The 22,281-nt window shown below is 65.9% G+C and carries 12 protein-coding genes and 1 pseudogene; 8 read left to right on the top strand and 5 right to left on the bottom strand.

What is annotated here, in order from left to right; genetic code table 11:
- The first annotated feature begins 35 nt into the window (after positions 1–35).
- The 8 genes and pseudogenes from HCR68_RS04685 (at position 36) to HCR68_RS04720 (ending at position 13,046) form a co-directional block, all read left to right on the top strand.
- Positions 36–545: an NUDIX hydrolase gene (locus HCR68_RS04685; RefSeq protein WP_126414675.1), complete on the top strand. Its 510-nt coding sequence runs from the start codon at positions 36–38 to the stop codon at positions 543–545.
- On the top strand, positions 542–3,151 hold the full coding sequence (locus tag HCR68_RS04690; RefSeq protein ID WP_167146838.1) for a DUF6049 family protein: 2,610 nt from the start codon (positions 542–544) through the stop codon (positions 3,149–3,151). Before HCR68_RS04685 ends, HCR68_RS04690 begins: the two co-directional genes overlap by 4 nt.
- A complete protein-coding gene (locus HCR68_RS04695) occupies positions 3,148–7,455 on the top strand; it encodes a murein biosynthesis integral membrane protein MurJ (RefSeq protein WP_167146841.1) in 4,308 nt (1,435 codons plus the stop codon). The genes HCR68_RS04690 and HCR68_RS04695 overlap by 4 nt, the downstream gene beginning before the upstream one ends.
- A gap of 86 nt (positions 7,456–7,541) precedes the next feature.
- Complete coding sequence (trxB, locus tag HCR68_RS04700; protein ID WP_167146844.1) at positions 7,542–8,468, top strand: thioredoxin-disulfide reductase; 927 nt, start codon at positions 7,542–7,544, stop codon at positions 8,466–8,468.
- Positions 8,469–8,576: 108 nt separating this feature from the next.
- Positions 8,577–8,909 (top strand): annotated as a pseudogene (gene trxA, locus HCR68_RS04705) (thioredoxin); the annotation flags it as partial.
- Between the two features lie 210 nt (positions 8,910–9,119).
- On the top strand, positions 9,120–10,559 hold the full coding sequence (thrC, locus tag HCR68_RS04710; RefSeq protein ID WP_167146852.1) for a threonine synthase: 1,440 nt from the start codon (positions 9,120–9,122) through the stop codon (positions 10,557–10,559).
- 217 nt (positions 10,560–10,776) lie between these two features.
- Positions 10,777–12,090, top strand: a complete 1,314-nt coding sequence (locus tag HCR68_RS04715) for a PLP-dependent aminotransferase family protein (protein WP_167146854.1) — start codon at positions 10,777–10,779, stop codon at positions 12,088–12,090.
- An 8-nt stretch (positions 12,091–12,098) separates the two neighbouring features.
- Entirely contained in the window at positions 12,099–13,046 is a 948-nt protein-coding gene (locus tag HCR68_RS04720; protein ID WP_167146857.1) for an ATP-grasp domain-containing protein, read from the top strand.
- 4,028 nt (positions 13,047–17,074) lie between these two features.
- Here the strand turns inward: HCR68_RS04720 and HCR68_RS04725 are convergent.
- From HCR68_RS04725 to yidC, 5 genes are all read right to left on the bottom strand, one after another.
- Complete coding sequence (locus tag HCR68_RS04725; protein ID WP_167146860.1) at positions 17,075–18,721, bottom strand: ParB/RepB/Spo0J family partition protein; 1,647 nt, start codon at positions 18,719–18,721, stop codon at positions 17,075–17,077.
- A complete protein-coding gene (locus HCR68_RS04730; RefSeq protein ID WP_167146863.1) occupies positions 18,721–19,623 on the bottom strand; it encodes a ParA family protein in 903 nt (300 codons plus the stop codon). Before HCR68_RS04730 ends, HCR68_RS04725 begins: the two co-directional genes overlap by 1 nt.
- Positions 19,624–19,730: 107 nt before the next feature.
- Complete coding sequence (gene rsmG / locus HCR68_RS04735) at positions 19,731–20,375, bottom strand: 16S rRNA (guanine(527)-N(7))-methyltransferase RsmG (protein WP_167146866.1); 645 nt, start codon at positions 20,373–20,375, stop codon at positions 19,731–19,733.
- A 2-nt stretch (positions 20,376–20,377) separates the two neighbouring features.
- Positions 20,378–20,983 carry a R3H domain-containing nucleic acid-binding protein gene (locus HCR68_RS04740; protein ID WP_167146869.1) on the bottom strand — a complete coding sequence of 202 codons (606 nt, stop codon included), beginning with the start codon at positions 20,981–20,983 and terminating at the stop codon, positions 20,378–20,380.
- Between the two features lie 53 nt (positions 20,984–21,036).
- Positions 21,037–22,245, bottom strand: a complete 1,209-nt coding sequence (gene yidC / locus HCR68_RS04745; protein ID WP_167146872.1) for a membrane protein insertase YidC — start codon at positions 22,243–22,245, stop codon at positions 21,037–21,039.
- Positions 22,246–22,281: the final 36 nt, after the last annotated feature.

Here is a 22,281-nt window from a genome sequence, read left to right on the forward strand (position 1 = left end):
GACATCCAGCGGCCCGGACGCCCTAGAGTGTCCCTATGCCCTCGCCACGCACTCGCACGCCCCGCGCCGGAAACCCGGCTCATCGGGCGAGTGCACGCGCTCTGCCGATCGTCAACGAGACCAGTGCCGGCGGCCTGGTCGTTGATGTTCAGAACGGTCAGGCCTTCACCGCGGTCATCGCCCGGCGCAACCGCGGGGGCCGCCTGGAGTGGTGCCTGCCCAAGGGGCACCTCGAGGGCAGCGAGACCCCTGAGCAGGCCGCGGTCCGCGAGATCATGGAGGAGACCGGGATCACCGGCCGGGTTCTTCGGCACCTGGCGACGATCGACTACTGGTTCGCCGGTCACGAGCACCGCGTCCACAAGGTGGTGCACCACTTTCTGCTGGAGGCCGTCAGCGGCACCCTGACCACGGAGAACGACCCGGACCATGAGGCCGAGGACGTCGAGTGGGTCGCCCTCGACGACGTCTCCCACCGCCTGGCCTACCCCAACGAGCGCCGTATCGTGGCCGCGGCCTGGGACATCCTGGTGGGGGATGGATGACCGGCGCCACCGACCTGTGCGCGAAGGTGGTCACCACGCTGGGCTCCCGGCTGCGGGGCAGGGCGATGGTGACCATTGCCGCCCTGCTGGGCGTGGTGGGCCTGGTGGCCCTGCCGCTGAGCGCCCTGCCGGCGGCCCGGGCGGACCAGGCCCCCGACAGGATCCTGACCGCACGAGCCAACGGGGTCTCGGCCAACATCTCACCCGTGGCCTCGACGAAGCCGTCCGCGACGACGGCGCCCTCCGCGTCTGCCTCACCATCGGCCTCGGCGACGCAGACCGGGAGGACGGGCTCCTCTGGGCAGGGCGAGGAGGACTCACGGACGCCGAGCACCGAGGCGGCCGCCAACCAGGTGACGATGAGCATCGACGCCCTGGCCCCCGAGGTGCTGCACAGCGACCAGGACCTGGTCCTGACCGGAACCATCACCAACGCGACCAGCCAGGTCGTCTCCGGGGCGGACCTGGTGACCAGGGTCCAGCGATCCACCGAGGTCACGAGCCAGAGCCTGGGGAGGTGGCTGTCCGGAACCGACGAGTCGGGACTGTCGGACCCGTTCACGGTCCCGCTGGGCCGTGACCTCCAGCCCGGCGAGGTCACCCAGTTCTCCATCACCGTCCCGGCCGACGAGCTGCCGCTGACCAGCGCCGACCAGTGGGGGCCGCGCGGCATCACCGTCAGGCTGGAGTCGCAGGGCGGCTCCCTGGCCCAGGACCGCAGCATCCTGGTGTGGGACAGCGGCGCCTCCGTCGCGCCGGTCCGCCTGACCACCTTCATCCCGGTCACCGCCTCCGCCCAGGAGATGGCGGTTCTCGCCGGTCCGCGCACCCAGGAGCGCGAGGAGGCCCTCACCCGCGTCCACAGCCGGGTCGTCGGTCTGCTGGGTATGGCCGGCGACGGCGTCGTCGTTGCGGTCGACCCCGCACTGGTCGAGGCCCTGGGCGTCACGCAGGCCGGTCTGGAGGAGGCCGCCCGTAACAGCGGATCCCAACCCTCGTCACCGGACGGATCCTCGCCGGCGCCTCAGGGTGCGGATTCCTCCGCGGCATCCACGGCGGGGCCCTCGGCAGCCGCGGGCCCGTCGTCGTCCTCATCGGCGTCGCCCTCATCCTCCGCCTCTCCCGCGCCGTCCTCGACGTTCTCGGCGTCCTCGCCGTCCTCGCCGTCACCGGCGTCAACGGCATCACCGTCGGCGAGCGCGACGCCGTCACCGGGTACCTCCCGCACGTCCGACGACGTCACTCAGCTCTCCGCCGCCCTCGTGCGGGCCATCGGCACCGGCAGCCTGGTGGCCCTGCCGTGGGGCGACTCCGATACCGCGGCGCTGGCGCACCTGCAGCAGACGGGTCTCATCGAGACCGCCGCCCAGCGCACCCAGGAGTCGGCCATCGTCAAGGCCGGGGCACCGACGTCGCTGGCCTGGTTGGCCTCCAGCGTCATGGACTCGGCCACCATCGATGCGCTGCCGGCCTCGGCGTCCACCGTCATCGCCTCACCCGGCTCCTTGCCGGTGGCCGACGAGCTCACCTACACCCCCTCCGGACTCGGTGCTCTGGGGGACCGTGCGGTCCTGCTGCCCGAGCAGTCCCTGTCGGAGACGCTCGCCGGTGACAAGACCTCCCAGGCCGGTGCCCCCGACCAGGACGCCCCAACCTCCCAGACCACTCAGACCACTCGGGCCGCAGAGCTCGACACCCGCCAGCTGCTGCGCAGTGACAGTGCGATCCTGAGCCGTCAGGCCCCGGCGCTGGAGCGTGACATCGTCGTGGCGATGCCCCGCCAGGCCGCCTCCACCGCGGATCCCTCCGCCCTGCAGGAGCGCGTGAGCGCCCTGCGCTCGACCTCCTGGACCCAGTCCCAAACCCTCAGCGCCCTGCAGGATCGCGCCCGGGCCGAGGTCGAGGCCGTCGATGAGGGGAGCTCGCAGGTTGATCGCTCCGAGCCGCCGGACAGGGTGATCGACGACGACGAGCTGCCCACCGCGACCCTCGCCGCCGCCGCCGGCACGGCCAGCACCCTTGAGTCGGTCTCCTCGGTGCTCTCCGAGCCGGCTGCACTGCTGGGCGACTACACGGACCTGGAGTCCGTCGTCTCCTCAGCGTCCTGGCGGGCCGACCCCGCGACCCGTAGTGCTCAGGTTCCGGCTGCCGAGGCGGCCGGGGCGGGCGTCACCTCCTCGCTGGCCGCGGTGCCGTCGTCGACCATCAACCTCATCAGCTCTGAGGCTCAGCTGCCGGTGAGGATCACCTCCTCCCTGGACCAGGACGTCACGGTCCAGGTCTACCTGGTCTCGGACAACAAGCGCCTCCGGGTCCCCCACACCACCACCGTGACCGTGCCGGCCCACCAGCAGGCCAAGGTCACGGTGCCGATCCAGGCCGTCGGCTCGGGCGACGTCGGCCTGACGGTCCAGGTGCTCGCCGCGGACGGCACCACCGTGGGCACGCCCACCACCGTCCACATGAGGGTCCGCGCCGACTGGGAGAGCCGGGGCACCGGAATCATCGTCGGCGTCCTGGTCACCATCGTGGTGATCGGTACCGTGAGGACAGTACGACGAGGCCGCCGCACCGCGGTGGTCCCGGCTGCACAGGAGACGGCATGAGCATGATCAAGCACGCACGAGCCAGGCGTTCGACCTCCCAGGGGCGCAGTCAGGCGTCCTTGGCGCGGTCCTCGGCCATCATGGCCTCGGGGACGCTGGTCTCCCGAGTCCTGGGCATGGTGCGCAACGCCCTCATCGTCATGGCCCTCGGCGCCACCGGCTCGGGAGCCGCCGACGCCTTCAACACGGCCAACAACCTGCCCACGCACCTGTACAACATGATGATCGGCGGCATCCTCAACGCCATTCTGGTGCCGCAGATCGTCCAGGCGCTGCGACGGCGCAACGGCGAGGAGATCGTCAACCGCCTGCTGACCGCTGCGGCCACGCTCATGCTGGTGGTCACCTGCATCGCGACCGCGGCCGCACCCCTCATCTTCACCATCAACGCCAACTCCCTGGCTCAGGGGCAGTGGCGAACACTGTCCTTCGCCTTCGCGTTCTGGTTCATGCCGCAGGTTTTCTTCTACGGCCTGTACGCGCTGTGGGGACAGGTGCTCAACGCGCGCTCGAGCTTCGGGCCCTACATGTGGTCCCCGGTGCTCAACAACATCATCTCGATCACCTCGATCCTGGCCTACCTCCATATCTACGGTCGTCACACGGCGGGCCAGGGACCTGAGGTCTGGGACATTCCCCGGATCACGCTCATCGGGGCGACGACGACCCTGGGCATCGCGGTCCAGGCACTGATTCTCTACATACCCCTGGTGCGCACCGGCTTCCGGCCGCGCATCATCTTCGGGGTGCGGGGCCTGGGGCTGGGCAAGACGGTCAAGGTCGCCCTGTGGGCCCTGGCCGGTGTCGGCGTGGCCAGCATGAGCAACTGGATCACCTCCAACCTGGGCTCCTACGCGGTGACGGCCTCGGAGCAGCCCGAGTACGCGAACGTCATCGTGCCCTCGACGACCATGTGGCTCAACGGCTACCTCATCTATATGCTGCCGCAGTCGCTGGTGGTCACCTCCATCATCACCGCCCTGTTCACCCGCATGAGTGAGAAGGCCGCCGCCGGGGACGCCGTCGGCGTGCGCGAGGACCTCTCCCTGGGACTGCGCTCGGCGGGCGTGTTCACGGTGCTGGCCACCGCGGGCATCTGCGTGCTGGCCGTCCCGGCCCTCCAGCTGTTCACCCCCTCGATCACCCTGCCCGAGGCCCAGGCCAGCGCCCCCATGCTCATCACCCTGGCGCTGGGCATCGTCCCGCAGGGCATCTGGTTCGGGACCCAGCGGGTCATGCTGGCCTACTCGGACACCAAGCGGCTGCTCCTGGCCGATGTCGTCGTCGGCGTCGTCCCGGTCGTCCTGTGCGTCATGGCCTACTTCATGGCCCCGGCCAACCACTGGATGGCCTGGGCCGGCGCGGCCAATACGCTCAGCCAGATCGGGGGCTGCCTGGTCGTCATCCCCATGCTGCGCTCCCACCTGCCCGGTCTCGACGGCCGCAGGATCATCACCACCCACCTGCGCCTGGTCATCGCCGTGGCGCCCGCCGTCGTCGCCGGGATCGTCCTCAACCTGGTCATGGGCAATGTCGACGCCGACTCCTCCCTGGCCAAGATGCTCGCGGCCTTCGGGCACATCTGCATCGTCGCGGCCGTCATGTCGCTGGTCTACCTGCTCATGGGGCGCGTCGTCGGGATCGAGGAGATCGCCGTCGCCTTCCGTCCCTTCTCACGGATCCTGTCGACGATCGGTCGTCGCCTGCCCGGCGCGCCCGGGAGAGCGGTCCTGGCGGCCGCGACCTGGTTGTCGCCTCCGGAGCCGACGACGCACACGACCGCTCAGATGCCCGCCGTCCAGACCCCGGCACCGCCCCCACCCCCGCCGGCTCAGCCGGCTCAGCCGGCCTCCGACCCGTCGGGTTTTTCGCCGGGCCCGGCCGCACAGGGTGCTGTTGGCTACACCTCCGGCGATACCCAGGCGGCACCATCCGCACCGCCGCCGCCCCCGCAGGTGCGGACCCACCCCTGGGGACAGCCGGGTCAAATGGGGCACCAGCCCACCGGTGACCGGTCCTCCCAGGCCCCCGCGGGCTACACCCGGGACGGGCAGCCGGTCTACCCGCTGGCGCCTCCACCACCGGCGCCCCCGCAGGCGGCAGCACCGCCGCCGCCCACGAGCGCCGACTATGCGGCTGACGCCTCCCAGCGCTCTCAGGCCCCGGGTCACATCCCGGCCAACACACCCGGGAGTATCCCGCCCTCGCTGCCCGCCAGTATTCCCCCTTCCCGGGTGTCCACAGGGCAGTCCTCCCCCTACCCGTCCCACGCCTCTGCCCACACGAGCCACATCACCCCGGTTTGGAGCCCTCAGACAGTTACGATGGGGTCAACTGGTTCAGATGGACAACCATCTCAAGGAAGGAGACGCATGTCGGAGGCGACGCCGATCGGCAGTGGTCGCTACGGACTCCTGGGAACGCTGTCCACCACGCTGCCCCGCATTGTCAGGCATCGTGGCGTTGACACGATCCTGGATCGAGACGTGACGATCCTGGTCCTCACCGATGCGACGCTTCACCGTGACAACGTCCTGGAGTCCGCCAGCAGGGCGGTACTGGTCGAGGACCAGCGTCTTCAGCAGGTCTACGACGTCGAGCGCGCCGAGCCCTCCGTCATCGTCACCGAGCCGCTGACCGGACGTACCTTCTCCTCCCTGGTCTCCCGGGGCATGCTCCCGGCGCAGGCGCGCGCGATCATCGGTGAGACCGCGCAGGCGCTGGACGCCGGTGCCCGCAGGGGCCTGCACCATCTCAACCTGTCTCCCGAGTCCATCCGCGTTCTTCCCGACGGTAGGGTCAAGGTCAGCGGCCTGGGGATCGAGGCCGCCGCCCTGGACCTGGAGAGCCGGGTGGCCGGCCACGACCCGTCGGCCGCCGACCGTACCGATGCCCGAGCGCTGGTGGAGATCCTCTACTACGGCCTGACCGGGCGGTGGCCGGGCAAGCGTCCCGGCATCCCCTCAGCACCGCGTCTGGGCGGTGTCCCGGTCAAGCCCTCCACGCTCGTTGCGGGAATCGACCCGATCCTGGACGAGCTGTGCGAACGCACCTGGAGCAGCCAGCCCCCGATCTCCGCCGCGGAGGTCGCGCGGTCACTGGGTACCTGGGACCCGGTTGCCGGCTACCACGAGTCCGGCTCGACGCCGATTCCGCCGCCTCGGCGCGAGTCGTCGGCCGCCGGCGCCACCGGCGGAGGTTCCGTCGACGCTAACGCGGGCACGGCGGCCGCCGTCAGCGCCGCCGGGGCCGGTGTGGCCAGTGCGGCTCGCGGGGTCCTGGACCGGCTGCGGCGCAGTGGCGCAGGCAAGGGCGCCACGGTCGCCCCCTCCACGGGCCAGTCGGCGCCCGCGCAGCCCGGCCAGGCGCCGTCACTGCCGGCCGCCGGTGGGCCTGCGGAACAGACCTCCGTCATGGAGACGCCCGCCGTCTCCGCAGAGGCACCGGCCTTCGACCCGCACGGCTCTCCGGCTGTGCAGGACCCGACGGTTAACGACACCTATGTCCAGGTCACCGGGCCGACCAACCCGATCCCGAACGTCCTGTCGACCGCCTCCGAGACGGTCCCGGGGCCCGCGCCGGTTCCGGCCGAGCCCTTCACCGGCAGCTTCCCGGCATTCGAGGACGACGAGGAGGAGGTCGACCCCGAGGTCGCTCGCCAGGAGCGGCGCACCACCAACAGCATCCTGGTCACACTCGTCCTCATCGTCATCGTCTCCCTGGCGGCGGCCAGCTACATCGTGTACCAGACGATCGGCATCCCCTTCGCGGACAAGGACCGCGCGGCCGCGGACACCGTTCCCTCCGCCAGCGCCCAGGAGGCCGGCAACGGGGGTGGACAGCAGCAGCAACCGACTCCCACCACCGAGGCACCTGCGGCCACACCCGAGATCGCCAGTGTCACCGTGGTCAACAACCCGAGCTCGCAGGCGGCCAACAACCAGAGGTACCTCAATGACGGAGACACGAGCCGTCCCTGGTTCTCACACAACACCAGCAGTGCGGACCTGACCCAGCCGATCGATATCGAGATCAAGCTCAAGACCCCTGCCAAGGTCTCGGAGATCGACCTCCAGGGGACCAATGAGGGCGGGCAGGTCGAGGTCCGTGCCACCAACGTCGATAACGCCGGTGGCGGCACGGCGCTCGCCCAGGGCGCCTTCACCGCGGGAAGCACTGCCTTCAAGATCGACAAGCCCCAGGAGGTCGACACCATCGTCCTGAGGGTGACCCAGCTTCCTAGGAACAACGAGCCCGGCGAGTTCCCCTACAAGGCGACTGCGACGGAGGTCACAGTCAAATAAGAGCCTCCCTGGGAACAGGCTATATTGATTACTAGTTGCACTAGGCGACCGCCCACCGCGGTCACCGCCCGTTCATCAGGAGAGTCATGATTCACGACGTCGTCATTGTGGGCTCCGGCCCCGCCGGCTACACGGCAGCGATCTACGCGGCCCGCGCCCAGCTCAACCCGGTCATCCTGGCCGGCTCGGTGACCGCCGGTGGCGCCCTGATGAACACGACCGAGGTGGAGAACTACCCCGGCTTCATCGAGGGAATCATGGGCCCCGAGCTCATGAACCAGATGCAGGAGCAGGCCGAGCGCTTCGGCGCAGAGATCCGCTACGAGGACGTCACCGCCCTCGACCTGGAGGGCGACGTCAAGCGCATCATCACCTCCGAGGCCACCTACGAGGCCCGCACGGTCATCATCTCCACCGGCTCGGAGTACCGGCACCTGGGCATCGACGGGGAGGAGCGCCTCTCCGGTCACGGTGTGTCCTACTGCGCCACCTGCGACGGGTTCTTCTTCAAGGACCAGGACATCGTCGTCGTCGGCGGTGGGGACTCCGCCATGGAGGAGGCCACCTTCCTGACCCGCTTCGCCCGCTCCGTCACGGTGGTGCACCGCCGCGACGAGCTGCGCGCCTCGGCCGTCATGGCCAAGCGCGCCCAGGAGGACCCGAAGATCTCCTTCGCCTGGAACTCCCGCGTCGTCGAGCTTCACGGCGAGGACTCGCTGAGCGGTGTCACCCTGGAGGACACCGTCACCGGGGAGCGCCGTCGACTTGAGGCCACGGGCCTGTTCGTCGCCATCGGCCAGGTACCGCGCAGCGAGCTCGTCGCCGACGCCCTCGAGCTCGACGAGGCCGGCTACATCAAGGTCGAGGTCCCCTCGCAGCGCACCCGCATCCCCGGGGTCTTCGCCTGCGGTGACGTCGCCGACCCCACCTACCAGCAGGCGATCACAGCGGCCGGCTCCGGCTGCCGGGCCGCCCTGGACGCCGAGCACTACCTCACCACTGCGCAGGCCTGACCCGCCGCGCCCCCTCAACCCAGCGCAGAGCGGGCGGGCTCCGGCGTCGTCGGAGAACCTGCTGCTGTGTGCCGATCCTGACTCACCCATCCACAACGTTCGAGGAGAAGAACCATGTCCGAGGCACTCGCCGTCACCGACGCCACCTTCGAGGAGGAGGTCCTCAAGTCCGACGTCCCCGTCGTCATCGACTTCTGGGCCGAGTGGTGCGGCCCCTGCCGCCAGATGGCGCCGATCGTGGACGAGGTCGCCGCCGACCTCGGTGACAAGGTCAAGTTCGTCAAGGTGGACGTGGACGCCAACCCGGCCACGGCCCGCTCCTACGGCGTGCGCTCCATCCCCACCTTCGCGGTCGTGCGCGACGGCGAGGTCTTCCACCAGTTCAGCGGCTCTCGCCCGAAGGCCTCCTTCAAGGCCGAGGTGGAGAAGGTCCTGGCCTGAGGCCGCACGGCCGCCGGCCGTCACCAGCTACCGCGACGCCGGTCTCGTCCCCATCCCTCGCGGGGTGGCGGAGGGACCGGCGTCGCGGCGAGTTGTCTGATGTCCTCTCGCGCCCAGTCGGGCTCGTCTGTCACCTGAGGCCGCGGCCCCGTAGAATCACTCCGGAATCGCAGTGGCACCACGGCATGCGACACGGCAAGAAGGCAGTACATGCAGCACACCCAGTACATCTCCACCCGCGGCCAGATGGAGCCCGCCGGGTTCACGGACGTTCTTCTGGCGGGTCTGGCGCCCGACGGCGGCCTGGCGGTACCGGATCGTCTGCCGTCCCTCAGCCCGGAGCAGCTGGAGGCCTGGAGGTCCCTGAACTACGCCGAGCTGGCCACCGAGGTCATCGGCCTGTTCGCCACCGACATTCCCCGGGAGGACCTGGCCGCACTGACCCGGGCCGCCTACGGGCAGGCGCGGTTCCCGCAGCCGGTCGTCCCGGTGATCGGGCTCGACGACGTCGCCGACGGACTGGTCCTCGTGGGCCTGTCCGAGGGGCCGACAATGGCCTTCAAGGACCTGGCGATGCAGTTCCTGGGGCAGGCGATTCCCTACGTGCTGGCCAGGCAGGGCCGGGTCCTCAACATCCTGGGCGCCACCTCCGGTGACACCGGATCGGCCGCCGAGCACGCCTTCCGGGGGCAGGAGGGCGTCAGCGTCTTCATGCTCTCGCCAGCCGGACGGATGAGCCCGGTGCAGCGGGCCCAGATGTACACCCTCCAGGACGCCAATATCCACAACATCGCAGTGCGGGGCGTCTTCGACGACTGCCAGGGACTGGTCAAGGCCCTGAGCAACGACGCGGACTTCAAGGCGGCCCACCACCTGGGTGCCGTCAACTCCATCAACATCGGCCGGATCGCCGCGCAGGCCGTCTACTACGTCTGGTCCTGGCTGCGGGTGACCGACGCGGTGGAGGAGGGAGCCCGCGCGGGTCACCGGATCGACGTGTGCGTACCCTCGGGCAACTTCGGCAACATCTACGCCGGCTTCCTGGCCCGGTCCATGGGAGTTCCGATTCGCCGACTCATCCTGGCCACCAACGAGAACAACGTACTCGAGGAGTTCTTCACCACCGGTGTCTACCGGCCGCGCTCGGCCGCGGACACACTGGCCACATCGAGCCCGTCCATGGACATCTCGAAGGCCTCGAACCTGGAACGCTTCATCTGGGCCCTGCTGGGGCCGGAGGCCTTCGTGCAGCGCTGGGCCGAGCTGGAGTCCACCGGCACCCTTGACCTGCGCGACCAGCTCACGCGCCTGGGAGAGGAGTTCGGCTTCGTGGCGGGAACCTCGTCGCACGCCGACCGTCTGGAAGCCATCCGCACCGTCAAGGACCGCACCGGTCGTCTCATCGACCCGCATACGGCCGACGGCGTCACGGTGGCTCTGCGCACCATGGAACCGGGCTTCCCCACGCTCGTCATGGAGACGGCCAAGGCCGCGAAGTTCCCGCAGACCGTGGCCGAGGCACTCGGCACCGAACCGGAGACCCCCGACGTCGTCGCCGATCTGCTCGCCCGACCACAGAAGGTGGAGACGATCGACAACGAGGAGGCTCCTTTGCGCGCCCTCATCGAGAAGCACGCCTTGAGCTCCTGAACGTGCCCCAGCACATCGCCGTGCCGCGCATCGTGCCCGCGATGCGCGGCACGTTCTGTTGTACCCCGGTCGCATCCGTGAGAGCCCAGCCCGGAGAGTTCGTGTTTCACGTGAAACACCGCGGATTCCTCCTGGCCTGGCCGCGTCCTGCGCACCGCTGCGGCGTGGCAGACTTGGATCCACGGACGCAGCAGTGGCGACCACGGAAGGACCGCAGGTGAGTGAGGACAACAACCAAGTGAAGGGCAACCGACTCGATCCGTGGCTGGACAGCTATGCCGCCAGGGCTCATGGTCTGCGCGCCTCGGAGACGCGCTCGCTGTTCGCCGTCGCCTCGCGTCCGGAGGTGGTCTCGCTCGCCGGTGGGATGCCGAACCTCAAAGACCTCCCGCTGGAGCGGCTGGCCGAGGCCACGGCGCAGATGATCCGCAAGAACGGCGGCAAGGCGCTGCAGTACGGGAACGGTCAGGGGCTTCCTCGGCTGCGGGAGCAGATCACCGAGGTCATGGCCCTGGAGGGTATCGAGGCCGATCCGGAGGACGTCATCGTCACCACCGGGTCCCAGCAGGCCGTCGACATCATCACCGAGCTCTTCGTCGACCCCGGCGACGTCGTCCTGACCGAGGCGCCCACGTACGTCGGATCCCTGTCGATCTTCGCGACGTACCAGGCCGATGTGCAGCAGGTCCCCATCGACGCCGACGGCGTCATCCCTGAGGCGCTGGAGGAGATGATCGTCCGCCTCGAGCGCGAGGGGCGTCGTATCAAGTTCTTCTACTGCCTGCCCAACTTCCACAACCCCGCCGGGGTGACGCTCACGGAGGAGCGCCGTCCGCGGGTCATCGAGATCTGCCGGCGCCACCACGTCCTCATCGTGGAGGACAATCCCTACGGGCTGCTGGGCTTCGAGGGTCAGACCTACACGGCTCTCAAGACCCTCGCGCCCGACGACGTCGTCTACCTCGGTTCCTTCTCCAAGATCTTCGCCCCCGGGTACCGCGTGGGGTGGGCGGTGGCGCCGCCGGCGGTGCGGGAGAAGATGAAGCTGGCCTCCGAGGCCGCCATCCTGTGCCCGTCCTCAGTGGGTCAGTTCTCGATCTCCATGTACCTCGACCAGTTCGACTGGAAGCAGCAGATCGTGGACTTCCGCGCCATGTACCGGGGACGCCGCGATGCCATGGTGGCGGCGCTGGAGGAGTTCCTGCCGATGTGCCGGTGGAACGTCCCCGAGGGTGGTTTCTACGTGTGGGTGCGGCTCCCAGAGGGACTTGACGCCAAGGACATGCTGCCGCGCGCGGTCACCAACCTGGTCGCCTACGTCTCCGGGACCGCCTTCTACGCCGGTAGCCGGGCCGGACAGGACCACCTGCGTCTGTCCTTCTGCTACCCCGAGCCTGTCGAGATCCGCGAGGGGGTACGGCGACTGTCCGGCGTCGTCACCCGCGATCTCGAGCTGCTGAATCTGTTCGGTCCCACTCACAGTCCCCGTCCGTCCGAAGGCGTCCACGCGCCCGCACCTGACCAGATCTGAGGTTGACGATGAACCAGTCTCCACTCCGTATCGCCGTCCTTGCCGGTGGCCTGAGCCACGAGCGTGACATCTCGCTGCGTTCCGGACACCGCGTCGCCCAGGTCCTCAAGCACCTCGGGCACACCGTCCTCGTTCTGGACATCGACGCACGCAGCATCGGATCGCTCAAGACCTTCGGTCCCGACGTCGTTTGGCCCCTGGTCCACGGCGGTCCTGGGGAGGACGGGGGGCTGCAGAACGTGCTCATCGCGCTGGGTCTGCCGTACGTCGGCACGCACTCCGACGGCTGCCAGCGGGCCTCCTTTAAACCGACCGCTAAGGCGAGCGTCCGAACCGGAGGCGTGATTACTCCTGATTCATTGACGCTTCCACATTCCTACTTCAGTCAGCTCGGTGCGCAGGAGGTACTGACCGTCGTCGCGAGTCATCTGGGCCTTCCTGTTGTGGTGAAACCTCACCAGGGAGGTTCCGGACTCGGAGTCTCCTATGCGGCGACGGCGGATGAGCTGCGCTCCGCCATGGTGGCCTGCTTCGCCTACGACGAGCGCGCTCTCATTGAGCGTTATGTTCCCGGAACAGAGCTCGCCGTATCCGTCGTCGATACGGGCGAGGGGCCACGTGCACTCCCGCCCGTGGAGGTGGTCACCGAAGGGCAGTATGACTTCGATGCACGTTACAATCCGGGACGCTCGGAGTACTTCGTTCCCGCACGGTTGGAGGAATCGGTCATCGAGATGGTCAAGAACACGGCCGTCACCGTCCACACAACGCTGGGGTTGGGAAATCTGTCCCGAACCGACCTGATTCTCGATGACGAGGGAACGCCATGGTTCATCGACGTCAATGTCGTTCCGGGCATGACAGAGACCTCCCTGCTTCCCATTGCCGCTCAGGCGGAGGGTGAGCTGGAGCAGCTGTATGACTCACTGGTGCGACACCCGCTTGTACATCCATAGACTCTGGTTTCACGTGAAACGGTGGCTCCACCTCTTCCGGGTGGAGCCACCGTCATACGTGAGGGTAAGGAGTCTGCGCCACTCTTGTGAGTAACCCTCGTTCCACTCCCCAGGGGAGGGGATGTCGAGGACAGCATTGCGATGACCGGGCGTCCGAATCCGGTGAACGTCCAGAACTGAGTTACTCCATGTGCTCGATAGCCGGGATTGCTGCATCACATGGCACTTCTCCTGTTTCACGTGAAACACCGTCGAGAGATAAAACGCCGATGGGCCATGCGACAACGCCCCCAACAGCTACTGGACTGACTTAGCTCCTGAGTCGCGTTCATCGTCGTGATCCCAACCTTCCAGCCTCTGCTGTCCCGGACATGCCTCGACCAGGCGTTTCGGAACATGCCCCACGTTGCACTACCCGGCAGACCCGCTTCAGACGTGGAGCTCATAGTTGAGGGACAGAAGGACACCGTGGCATCGAGCAAGCGCAGCGCTGCCGAGGCGAATGCTTGACGAGTGCTGATGAGGGCCAGTTCTGAGACTCTAGTCGGCACCTCCTCACAGCAGACCTACTCCGTTTCACGTGAAACCAATCCTGCATGGCCACGCCGCGATCAATCACCGAATCTCCCCAGAACCCGTCGCAGGTATATCCAGCTAGGCACCCTCGAAAGCAGTTCGACAACCACTCACGTACCTGCGGCCACTCGCGCCGTTTCGTATGAGCCCTCTCGATGAGAGACTGAGCTGCGATCCCCCAGGTTCAACCGAGATGACGAAACGAGAGACATCGTCGCCCCGTTCTCGTTCAGGCCGTGCTTGCGCAGCGACGGCATGACTCGTCCGGCATTCCATGCAGAGTTCGGCGTAGGGTCCGGTACACATCGTCATGCTCAAGCACGGCTCCGGACGTCTGCGTACCGATAACGACACCAATGAGGCATCCGCGGTCCTCCTCAACCACCACTCACCAAGAGGAAGGGGACACGGGGGCGGGAGCTCGACCTACGAGCCTTCGGGAGTGCACCACTACCGGATCCGACTGGAACAAGAACGCCCATGTTTCACGTGAAACCGACGTTGAGCACGCCAGTGTCCTGATCTCGTCTTTGCACTTCCCTGGGCAGACCGTAGTTCGGCACCTTTCATGCCCCGCTACCCCCGGCCGTCCAACGGTGTGAGTGCCTCGGGTTACTCCAGAGACGAGGTGTCTCGCAGAACCACCTCCACGTCAACCACCGAACACGAAATACAGGGTGACAGGGGTAGGGGCCGTCTCGTAGCTTCCCAGCAACGGCACTGCCATGGAGGCAACGCGTTTTCGGAGCCATCACTCTCAAGCACGGAAGCACCGATGATGTGCCAATCATCCTCGTCACCGTCGATTAAATAGGCCGTCTGACGTTCCACGTGAAACGACACCCCGCAGTCGTTTCTTCGATAGTGGTAGGCCGAGATGGCCTTCGAGTACGGCCTACAACGAGCTAACGGGAAAGGGCAGCCGAGCTGCTGGAGGAGACGTCAGTATCGGCACAGCTAAGAAGCCGCAGCCCTGGAACTCCTCCTCCGCACCAACCGTTTACCGGACCGGGGCATGAGGTGCCGGGCGTGGAAGATCCAGCAACGCCGATGGCCAAGCGCACGGGGCTCCATTGCTCGCTTGATACAAAGCGTGGTGACCCAGGTCGCCACAGCACTCCGGTGTTTCACGTGAAACCAGTACAGCGAGACGTGAGGGTTGGTCGACCTGATTCCGTTGTCTGTTCGGAGACGGTGGGGCTTTGTCATCCACGCCGTCAACGAGCACGGCACGGGTTCAGTTCAGACAGGCATGCTCATGAGCGGTTTCAGAATCTGTCTGCGGCACCTACATGGAGCATTCGTTACCCTCCTTTGCTACTACCAGTCGATGAGATGGAGGCAAGGGGTAGGGGCCGGCCAGGGGCCCAGCCCGGTAGCGCTTCGGGAGCACGCCACTGCCCACGTCAATCGATGTATGGTGCGCTTCCATGAGAGCCCACGAGACATGAACCGCCCTCGTCATAGGTCAGCACTCCACTACGTTCTGTTCGAAACCAGTATCACCGACATTGAAGAGCCGGGGTAACGGGACCTCAGCACGACGAGCTTGACTTGAACAAGCTGCAGGAGTCAGCCGGCGCCGCTCAGGTTTCACGTGAAACCTTGAACCTAGAGTGAATCGTGTATGACATGGTGCCTTGCTAAGGTCCGGTATCGATTGAGCGACCACGACCGTACGTTCGCTCACTCAAAAGGTTCTCTCACTCGAACCGGCACTCAAGCCTCTCCCTGACTCCTCCGGCAAGCTAGAGAGGTGGGCGATTCACGATGTCGTAGTCGCGACCGTACTACGCACCCGCGAGAGGCATCTTGGGTCGAATGAGTGCCCATCCTCCCTTCGCCGGCTATACGCGTTTCACGTGAAACCGACGTTGAGTACATCAGCGTTCTCGTCAGAGTCTTGTCCTTGCGCCTCTCTGGTACACCTGGTTCTGTATCCTTCGCTCTCATCTACCCCAAGACCTCAGGCTCCGTCGGCACCTCGCTAAGACATCCTGTCTCCTGGCCCTCCTCCACATCGAGCAAACATGACGGCACGCCACTTGAGGAGGAGGAGGTAGGACCCGTCTCGTACACTCCCAGCACCGCGCCACTATGAGAACAAGACGGGCCGATATACCTCAGAGGAAGTAAACAATCGTATGGTCCTTGTTCTCGTCACTGTTGATGACGCGGACCCCTTAAGGTTTCACGTGAAACCACGGCCCACGGTCATTCCCCTTGATGGAGGCGAGGACGGGAGATGCGGGGGCCATCTTCATGGAAGCACGTTCGTGTTCAGCTGGCGAGCACAGCGAGTTGCTGGACCGGGAAACAGGTGCTCTCGACCTACTACAACTGCTGTTCAGATCTCCTCCTTCAAGCCAACCAGCCACAGCACTGAGCCGCACCGCTCCTGGGGTAGGGGTCGTGCATTGCGCTCCATCTCCTGCTTGACTCGACGCACCGGTTGACATCCCAGATACGTACGCCGCCCCGTGTTTCACGTGAAACCTGGGTCTCTTCTCGACGACGGCCTTCCGAGAACCTTGACCCGTAGATACAGCGCCGGTCTGCTATCAGTAGTGCAATCGGAGTTCCCGAGTTCAACGCTCACGTAATCCACGCAGCGTCGCTTCGGTCCCTCCTCCTCCCTGCACTCACAACTCCTCGGCGAAGGTTCCTGTCTCAGACATTCGAGCGCGAGCTCGATGCTGGTTTCACGTGAAACGACGCTCCTGACAGCATCTCAAGTACTCCGATACCCATATCCACATCCTCGTACCAGTCGTACGCAAATCATGGGTCAGAAGCGCCGACGGTCGACTCAGCAATCCAGCCGAGTCGGAGACAGGACGGGGAGACATAGGAAGAGATGCTGCGGACCGAGTCGCGCGACCCACGCACCCTCAACCGCCACCTACTGTGAAAGGAAGGCAGCTCACCCCTACCCCGAGAGACCGGCTCACCCTCACCAAGGAGGCTTCGCTTAAACCACCATACACACGGCAGGGAGGTCTCACGTGATACGTGTGCAGCCTCTCCGTCCTACACACTCGACGACAACATGTAGGTACAGCTACTGGCTTCCTCTGAAACCAAGGATGCTCCGCACACCGTGAGGGCATCACGTGGCGTCGCCACAGATCACCGCTCCGGTTTGGCAGAGACGGCCTTCGACGTTCGGCCGTATCATCCACTAGACAGTCATTCTCACTTCATCGGGTCAGCACTGCATACGGAGTCATGCTCCATCTGGCCGTCAACAATCTCTTGAACGCTCGTGAGCCGCAGACTATCTTGCCCACGCACGACGCCGTTTCACGTGAAACATGCCCTTACTCCGGACGACGTCTACGGCATGTTCCAAGGGAACGAGAACAACGAAGGCCGGCGTCTCATGACAACAAGAAGTGGGGCCGAGACAGTATCTGTCTCGGCCCCATCACCGTTCTCACGATCGACGTCGACTACTCCTCGTCGAGTGACGTCCCCGGCGCCAGCGCGCCGACAATACGGGCGAGGTCCTCATCTCCGGCGAACTCAATGGTGATTCGCCCCTTCTTCGCTCCACGTGTCACCTTGACGCGGGTATCGAAGGCATCGGACAGCCGTGTTGAGAGCGCCGGGAGAGGGGTACTGCGTGCCCGTAGTACCTTCGGTTGATCCGATCCCGGCTCAGGTTCCTCGTGAAGAGCAACGAGCTCCTCCGTCGCCCGTACCGAAAGACCTTCGGCCACCACGCGCTGCGCAAGCCGCTCCATTTCTGCGGCATTGGGGAGCCCCAGCAGTGCACGAGCATGGCCGGCGGAGATGACATTCGCTGCGAGTCTGCGCTGCACCAGCGGTGGAAGCTTCATGAGACGCAAGGTGTTCGAGATCTGTGAGCGAGACCGGGCGATCCTCTCAGAGAGCTCCGCATGGGTGCACTGGAAGTCCTCGAGTAGCTGTTGATAGGCAGCAGCCTCTTCAAGCGGATTGAGCTGAACGCGGTGCAGGTTCTCCAGAAGTGCATCACGCAGCAGGTCGACGTCGTCGGTATCCCGGACGACCGCTGGAATCGTCTCCAGGCCGGCCTCCTTGGAAGCGCGCAGACGACGCTCACCCATAATGAGCTCATAACGCGCTTCCTCATCCGGAGGGGTGGGAACCTGCCGCACTACGATCGGCTGCAGCAAGCCGACTTCCGCAATCGAGGCCGCCAGCTCTGAGATGTCCTCCTCATCGAACACCTGACGAGGCTGACGAGGATTCGGGTGGATCAGTCCAACCGGGATCTCAGCGAAACGGGCACCTGGAACAGGAACCAGATCCGCAGCATCGGCATCACCCGCATCCTCTTCGCCATCGGTCTCAGTATCTGCATCAGAGGCGATCGACGTATCAGCAGGATGCTCAGCCTCAGACTGCGAGGGCTGATCATCCACAGCCTCGGAGTGCTCCTCCTCTGTTTCACGTGAAACCACCGAATCCTCCGAGGACGGCACCGTCTCCGAAATGGGCTCGACAGCAACCTTGTCGACCGCAGGTGCATCTTCATGCGTCGATTCCCGAGCTGCAGCAGACACCGTCTCCACAGTCTCCGAATGCAGCGACTGCTCGTCCACCTTCGTTTCCTCAACCGCGGTGGAGCTCTTCGCTGCAGTCTTCGTCGTCTTCCTCGCCGAAGGCCTCTGAGTCCGCCGAGAAGCCGATCGAGTGCTCTTCGTCGAGGTAGCCGACGACGACCCCTTGGCATCCTTCTTCTCGGTCGTCTTCGTTGTGGAAGGCGACTCCGAGGCGGTTTCACGTGAAACGGAGGTGCTCTGTTTGTTCTTGTCCGTCGTCTTAGATGACGTCGAACGCGTGGTGGAACGACTCTTCGATCCCCGCTTCCGTTGGGAGGGTGCTAAGAGACTGGCGGTCAGATCACGAGTGCTTCGAGCCTCCGCAGCCGGTTCGGGCTCTGAGACGGCATGCTCGGCCTGCGGAACCGTACCGTCCTGCTCCTGACCATCCGCCTTCCGTGAGTCGGGAAAGAACACATCGGAAGGGCGGGACGCAGACACCTTCTCCTTCTGCGCCTCTGGAATCAGCGCCTGCAGACCCCTACCGAGTCCGCGCCGTTTCTGAGCCATTAGGCTTCCTCGCCTTCAATTCGGGGGACGCCCCTCAGAGCGACCTCACGAGCCATTTTCTTGTACGCAATTGCGCCGGTGGACCGGGGATCCCAGAACACCACCGGAGCGCCGAAGGAGGGGGCCTCGGCAACACGGATTGAACGCGGCACCTTGGTGTCCAGCGTTGCTTCAGGGAAGTAGGAACGAACCTCGGACTCCACCTCACGAGCCAGGGTGGTGCGTCCGTCAAACATGGTGAGCACAATCATCGAGACACCCAGTCCCGGGTTGTGAATGCGGGCGATCCGATCGATGGAACGCGTCAGCAGCGCCAGCCCTTCAAGGGCGTAGTACTCGGCCTGCATCGGAATGAGGACCTCGTCGGCCGCGACGAAGGCGTTGATAGTCATGATGCCCAGACTCGGAGGGCAGTCGATAATGACGTAGTCGAGAGGCGGTTGCCCATCGGTTTCACGTGAAACCAGGTAATCCACCAGTGCCCGCCTCAGACGCGACTCCCGCTCGGCGGTGGAGATGAGCTCGATCTCGACGGCGGCCACGTCAATCGTCGCCGGCACACACCACAGGGTCTCGCAGAAGCGAGTCTTGGCCACGACCTCCTTGATGGGCAGTCCGTCGACAAGGACGTCGTAGATGGAGGCGTTGTCATCACCGTGCTCCACCCCCAGCGCCGTCGAGGCATTGCCCTGAGAGTCGGCGTCGATGAGGAGCACGTGCAGTCCGCCCTCGGCCAGGGCCGCGGCGAGATTCACTGCGGTCGACGTCTTTCCAACGCCGCCCTTCTGGTTGGCGACCGCGACGACGCGGGTCCGCTCGGGATGTGGGAACTCTCCACCCGCTACCTCGTCTAAGGCGAGGTGCTCGGCCTGGAGCTGATCGAAGATAGACGATCCGGACAAACCTGCTTCTCCTCGGACGACGATCCAACGGCCCGAGCCAGTCGGGCAGTTACGAGTCTACGCGAGCAGGTCGATCCTTACGCGTTACACCGAACGCGCGCCGTATCTCACCGGTTCTTCGGCCGGCGAATCTCAACCACAGCAGTAGTTTCATCGCCGGGAGTAACAACCTCATGAACTACGGCGACTGATAATTTTGCCTTCTTAATGACGTACTTGGCGTCGTCGACCTCATCGTGCGCCCGCATCCCCTTGAGGGCGAGCAGTGCACCCCCTGGCCGCAGCAACGGTGCCGTCAGCCTCACGAGCTTGGACAGGTTCGCCACCGCGCGAGCCGTGACCACGTCATAGCGGTCCTTGACCTCCTCGGCCCGTGCCCGCCGAACAGTCACGTTGTCCAGGTCCAGCTCCTCGACGACGTCTAAGAGCCACTGCGTGCGGCGCTCCATCGTCTCAATGAGCGTCACATCGAGATCGGGTCGCAGCAGCGCGACCACCACACCGGGAAAACCGGCCCCGGAGCCGATGTCGGCCACACTTCCCCGAGCCGGCAGGAAGGGGACCACGGCGGCCGAGTTGACGATGTGCCGGCTCCACAGGCGAGGAAGCTCGCGCGGTCCCACGAGACCGCGCAGCTCACCCTCCTCAGCGAGCATCTGTGCGAAGTGCTCCGCCGCGGAGAAGGAGACCCCGAAGATCTCCCGCATCTCCGGCGTCGGCTCCTCCACCTGGGCCCGCTGCTCCTCGCTCATGCTCAGGCCTGCTCCACAACCGGCTCGACGTCGACCTCGTCGACGTCATCAACGTCCTCGTCCTCCACCTCGTCGGCCGGCAGGACCACGACGTAGCGGTGCGGCTCGGCGCCCTCGGACTCGGAGACCAGACCGGCGGAGGCGACGACGTCGTGGCACACCTTGCGCTCGAAGGGGTTCATCGGCTCCAGGCTGACGGACTCCCCGGTGGTGAGCACCTTGGTGACGGCCTCCTGGGCGACCTTGGTGAGCTCGGTGCGGCGATCGGCGCGGTAGCCGTTGATATCGAGCATGAGCCGCGATCGGTTGCCGGTGCGCGCCTGGACCGCGAGACGGGTCAGCTCCTGGACCGCCTCAAGAACCTCTCCGTCACGTCCGACAAGATCGGCGAGCTCTCGCTCGTCGCCCTCCTCGGAGGCGACCACGGCGATCGAGGCGCGCCCGTGGTCGATATCGATGTCGATGTCGCCGCCCAGGTCGGCGATGTCGAGAAGCTCCTCGAGGTAGTCGGCGCCGATCTCGCCCTCCTCCTCGAGGCGCGAGACGGTGTTGCTCACAGGCTTGCCTGCGGACTGCTGGGAGGAGTCATTACTGTGCTGCTCACTCATGATGTCATCCGTATCTGTGATGGGAACCGGGTTGTCTCACCGCTGAGCACGTCTCAGCGGTTGCGCTTCTTCTTGGCCTGGGCCTTGCGTCGGGCCGCCGCCTCGCGACGCTGACGGGCTCGGCGCTCGTAACGACGTCGGGCGATCTCCTCATCGCTGAGGCCACCGCTCTTGGATGCCGAGCTCTTGGAGCCGCCGCCCTTGGAGTCGCTCGCGTCCTCGCCGGGCTCGACGTCGGAGTCGCCGACGCCGTCAGCACGCGCCTCGTCACGAGACTCGCCCTGGCCACCGGACCTCTTCTGCCGGTTCTTCCGTACCGGCTGCACCCGCTGACCGCCGGTACGCCCCTCGGCCTCGGCCTTGGCGACCGCCTCGGCCCGCTCCTCCTCCTCCAGGGAGGGCAGGCCCTTGCGCGCCCGCTTGGCGTTGACCCGGGCCCGGTACTTCTTCTCGGCCTCACTGCCGGGCGCGGGCATGTTGCGGATGGTGAAGAACTGCTGGCCCATGGTCCACAGGTTGGAGACGACCCAGTAGACGAGCACGCCGATCTGGAAGTTGACGCCGGAGACGGCGAAGATCACCGGCATCACGTACATCATCATCCGCTGGGACCGGATCATGGGGTTGTCGGAGTTCATGGACTCCGCTGACATGTTCTTCATCGTCAGCTGCGCCATGGTGTACCACTGCGTCACCGACATGATGATGATCATGGCGACCGTGACGACCTTGACCTGCGTGTTGTCGCCACTGCTCATGAAGGACGAGGACAGGCTGGCGCCGAAGACGCTGGAGTGCTGGACCTGTTCGGCCAGCTCCTGGGTGAGCGGACCGATGGAGGAGCGTCCGTAGGTGCCGCCCGCAACGGCACCCAGTGAGGCCAGCACGCGGAAGAGGGCGAAGAAGATGGGCATCTGCACCAGGATCGGCAGGCAGGAGGCCATGGGGTTGGTCCCGTGCTTGCGGTAGAGCGCCATCATCTCTTCGTTCATGCGCTGGCGCGACTCGGGATCCTTCTTGCCCTTGTACTTGGCCTGGAGCGCCTGCATCTCCGGCTGGAGGAGCTGCATCCCCCGCGAGGCCCGGATCTGCTTGACGAACAGCGGCATGATGAGCAGCCGCACCACGATCGTCAGACCAATGATGGACAGCACCCAGGCGATACCCGGCCCATCGGGGAACCCGATGAGGACCAGGCCCTTGTGGATCGTGACCATGACCCAGGCCACGGCCACTTTGAGGGGCCACAGCAATGTGTCCATCCGTACTCCTTGTGTGGGGTTGTCGTGGGAGAGCAG

The organism is Actinomyces sp. ZJ308 (genome assembly GCF_011752065.1).
In the GTDB taxonomy this organism is placed as follows: domain Bacteria; phylum Actinomycetota; class Actinomycetes; order Actinomycetales; family Actinomycetaceae; genus Actinomyces.

What these genes read in the sequence shown, in the direction of transcription:
- HCR68_RS04720 (WP_167146857.1), top strand. Translation starts at nt 12,099, where the DNA reads ATGAACCAGTCTCCACTCCGTATCGCCGTCCTTGCCGGTGGCCTGAGC.
- thrC (WP_167146852.1), top strand. Translation starts at nt 9,120, where the DNA reads ATGCAGCACACCCAGTACATCTCCACCCGCGGCCAGATGGAGCCCGCC.
- HCR68_RS04690 (WP_167146838.1), top strand. Translation starts at nt 542, where the DNA reads ATGACCGGCGCCACCGACCTGTGCGCGAAGGTGGTCACCACGCTGGGC.
- HCR68_RS04685 (WP_126414675.1), top strand. Translation starts at nt 36, where the DNA reads ATGCCCTCGCCACGCACTCGCACGCCCCGCGCCGGAAACCCGGCTCAT.
- HCR68_RS04740 (WP_167146869.1), bottom strand. Translation starts at nt 20,983, where the DNA reads ATGAGTGAGCAGCACAGTAATGACTCCTCCCAGCAGTCCGCAGGCAAG.
- HCR68_RS04725 (WP_167146860.1), bottom strand. Translation starts at nt 18,721, where the DNA reads ATGGCTCAGAAACGGCGCGGACTCGGTAGGGGTCTGCAGGCGCTGATT.
- yidC (WP_167146872.1), bottom strand. Translation starts at nt 22,245, where the DNA reads ATGGACACATTGCTGTGGCCCCTCAAAGTGGCCGTGGCCTGGGTCATG.
- HCR68_RS04695 (WP_167146841.1), top strand. Translation starts at nt 3,148, where the DNA reads ATGAGCATGATCAAGCACGCACGAGCCAGGCGTTCGACCTCCCAGGGG.
- rsmG (WP_167146866.1), bottom strand. Translation starts at nt 20,375, where the DNA reads ATGAGCGAGGAGCAGCGGGCCCAGGTGGAGGAGCCGACGCCGGAGATG.
- trxB (WP_167146844.1), top strand. Translation starts at nt 7,542, where the DNA reads ATGATTCACGACGTCGTCATTGTGGGCTCCGGCCCCGCCGGCTACACG.